The sequence below is a fragment of the Dietzia sp. DQ12-76 genome (genome assembly GCF_014145045.1).
Lineage (GTDB): Bacteria > Actinomycetota > Actinomycetes > Mycobacteriales > Mycobacteriaceae > Dietzia.
In genome coordinates this window covers 1-3274 of the sequence record NZ_JAALDV010000519.1, presented here as the reverse complement: position 1 = coordinate 3274, position 3274 = coordinate 1, and the positions used below count along the sequence as shown (strand labels likewise).

Here is a 3274-nt window from a genome sequence, read left to right as displayed (position 1 = left end):
TCCACCAGGGCGTCGCCCTGGCATTCCATGTGGAACCACGTGTCCGGCTCCGCCTTCTGCAGCCAGTGGGTGGGGTGGTTGTAGGACAGGGTCGAGACCTTGATGCTCTCGTTGACCCCTGAGCGGACCGCCTCCACCACTCCCCCCGCCTCGGTGACCAGCGCGCTCACCCGGTCGGCGACCGAGGCGTCGACGATCGCCCGCAGGCTGGCCCGGCCGGGGGGCATGGCCTCGTCGGGCGGCAGACACCCGGCGACGTGGGCGCCGTCCGCCGAGCACAGCCGTGGGGCGGGGTCGAGTCGGTGGATCCGCGGGACCACGGAGAAGGCGTCGTGGTGATCGTCGAAGCTGGCGTAGACGCACCGCCAGTCCTGCAGGGGTTCGATCCGCACGGTGGCGCGCACGATGATCCCCGCGACCCCGTAGGTGTGCACGAACGGCTGGGCGTCGTCGCCCTCCAGGTGCACGATCTCGGCGTCCGGGTGGGCGTAGACCACGTCGAGCGCCTCGACGAACCCCTCGTGGTTGCGGCCGTGGACGATCGTGCCGGTTCCGGCGGACCCCCCGGCGAGGAATCCCCCCAGGGTGGACTGCACGGTCGAGGGATACATCCACAGCTGCGAGCCGTCCCGCGCGAGGCGTTTCTCCAGGCTCATCATGCGCACGCCGGCCTCCGCGGTGACCGTCCCGGCCTCCGGGTCCACGTGGTCGATGCCCCGCAGCGCGGTCAGGTCCAGCACGAGCCCCCCGTGCAGCGGGACCACCTGACCGTAGTTGCCGGTGCCCTTGCCACGTGAGGTGATGGGGACGCCGCGCCGGACGGCGGCCCGGACGACGGCGGGGACCTGATCGACGCTCGTGGGCCGCACAACCACCTCGGGCCGTCCGATGGGCCACTGCGCACGCAGGATGGGGCTCAGGTACGAACCGTCCTGCGAGGCCTTGTCGAGGCTGCGGTCGTCGGTGAGGACGAGGTCCGGGCCGAGCAGCGCGGTCAGGTCCTCCACGAGTCCGCCCACGTCCGGGGCCGTGGCGACCGGGGGCGTCACCGTCTGGGTCTCGCTCACTGGGGTGCCTTCCTGTGTCGGGTGGTCACTCGGGTGGGGGTCAGTTCATCCCGATGGTCGGGTCGATGAACCGGTTGGTCGCGATGGTCTCCGGGGTGACGTCCTCGGCGATCGAGACGTCGGCGGCCTCGTAGATGCCCGAGACGAGCTCGACGATGTCGGCCAGTCGGTCCTCGTCGAAGTTGCCGATCGTCGAGTCGGGACCGTTGCCGACGATCTCGCGCTCGAGCATGGCCTCGACGGCAAAGTCGGCCAGTTCGTCGCTGTAGACCCACCCGGTGTTGAACTGCTCGACGGCGTCGACGATCACCTCGTTGGTGCGGCTGGGGTCGGCGAAGTACTCGACCTCGGCCTGCTGCAGGACCGGCACCAGCATCTCCAGGCAGGCGGCGTTGTCCTCGAGCTCGGCCGAGCGCACCGCCATCATGGACTTGTAGATCGGGTATCCGGTGTCGTGGAGCAGCTCGTAGGCCACGGGCTTACCCCACTCGGGGACCTCGTTCTCGTAGATGAACGGCTCGGCGCTGGCGTAGCCCTGCTGCGCGACCGTCCCGCCCGCCGCCACGAAGTTGGACGGCGAGCCGTCGTAGCTGCCGTCGACCTGCGCGGGATCCAGGATCCCCTCTCCGGTGAGGTAGTCCATGTACGCGTTGCCCTCGAAGTACAGGACCCGGGTGCCCTCGTCCTTGAGGTCGGCGATCCGCGCCACGTCCGGGTAGGTCTCCGGGTCCCACATGATCATCTGCGGGTTGATGTCGAGCGGGGCGAACACCCCGACGGTCGGGTTGTTGAGGGAGTTCTGCACGGCCTGGTCCGAGTCCACGTACCCGAGCATGATGTCGGGATCCTGGTACATCTGCGCGGTCACCTGTTGGAACCCGATCGCCGGACCGCCGGTGCGGATTTCCACGTCCACACCGGTGTACTCCCCGGAGGCGAACAGCGGACCCGAGACCGCCTTGGCCGCGGCGTCGATCGTGGGATCCGGTCCCAGGAGTTCGTAGAGGTGACCGTGTTCGGCCTCCGGGTTCCAGTCGGTCTGGACCACCACGGTGGCGGGGCAGCTCTCGCTGAGGTCCACCGCCCCGATCTCGCCGGTGTAGCCGGACGCGGCCTCGGTCTCGGTGTCGCCACCACCGCAGGCGGTGAGTGTGGCGGCTCCGAGGGTGCACACGGCGGCGACGGAGAGCACGGTCCTGGTGGTGTGGGTGCGGCGCATGGGGGTCTCCTCCCGGGGACCGGATCCGGCCTCCCGTATTGACGTGATCAATATCTATAGTGAAACGGCGCTTCGTTTCGGTTGTGTTGCCGGTCGGGCAGATGTGGGTTAATGCGCAGACGTGGGTTAATGCGCAGACGTGGGGGGACGCACGGCGACCGTCACCGCTGGTCCTCGGCGTTGTACCACCGGCCCACCACCTTGCGGGAGAGCAGCCCGAAGGCCAGGAACACGGCCACACCGAGCAGCGACGCCAGCAGGATGGAGGCGAACAACTCCGGGGACTGCAACCGGGCCCGGTAGGTGTCGATGAGGATGCCGATACCGGGGTCGCCCTGCTTGAAGAAGAAGTCCCCGACGATCGCGCCCACCACGGAGAGCCCGGCGGCCACCCGCAGTCCCTCGAACAGGGCGGGCAGCGCGGCCGGCGCCTCGAGTTTGCGCAGCACGGTCAACCGGCCGGCGTGGTGGAGTCGGAAGAGGCGCCGCAGCCCCGGGTCGACGGACTTGAGTCCGAACAACGTGTTGGAGACGATCGGGAACAGGGCGATGAGCACGCAGACGAACACCCGCGCGGTGAAGCCGAAGCCGAACCAGAAACCGATGAGCGGCACCAACGCGAGGATCGGGATGCACTGCAGCACCACCGCGTAGGGGAACAGGGAGCGCTCCGCCCACGTCTCCTGGCTCATCAGGATGGCCCACACCACGCCGATCACGAACGCGATCGCCAGGCCGGTCAACGCCACCACCGTGGTCCGTTCGAGCGCGTCGAGCATCGCCGGGAGGTTGTCGCCCATGAACCCCTCGGTGATGACGACGTGCGGAGCGGGCATCAGGAAACGCCGCGAGGGTTCGAGCACCACGTAGCTGATGAAGTACCAGACCCCCAGGACCATGGCCAGCACGACGAGCGGACCGCCGATGCGCACCAGCGGGCCGTCCGCGGACAGTCGCGGACGCGAGCGCCTCGCCGTCGTCGTCGTCG

The 3274-nt window shown here is 69.0% G+C and carries 3 protein-coding genes; all 3 read right to left on the bottom strand.

All coding sequences use genetic code 11. From position 1 onward, the window contains the following. Positions 1–1067 (bottom strand): FAD-binding oxidoreductase (locus tag G6019_RS15970; RefSeq protein WP_182628022.1); only part of this gene is annotated, 1067 nt, incomplete at its 3' end. Positions 1068–1107: 40 nt separating this feature from the next. Continuing rightward, positions 1108–2286 carry an ABC transporter substrate-binding protein gene (locus G6019_RS15965; protein ID WP_182613034.1) on the bottom strand — a complete coding sequence of 393 codons (1179 nt, stop codon included), beginning with the start codon at positions 2284–2286 and terminating at the stop codon, positions 1108–1110. 161 nt (positions 2287–2447) lie between these two features. Further along, on the bottom strand, positions 2448–3274 hold an 827-nt coding region (locus G6019_RS15960), incomplete at its 5' end, for an ABC transporter permease (RefSeq protein WP_241726108.1).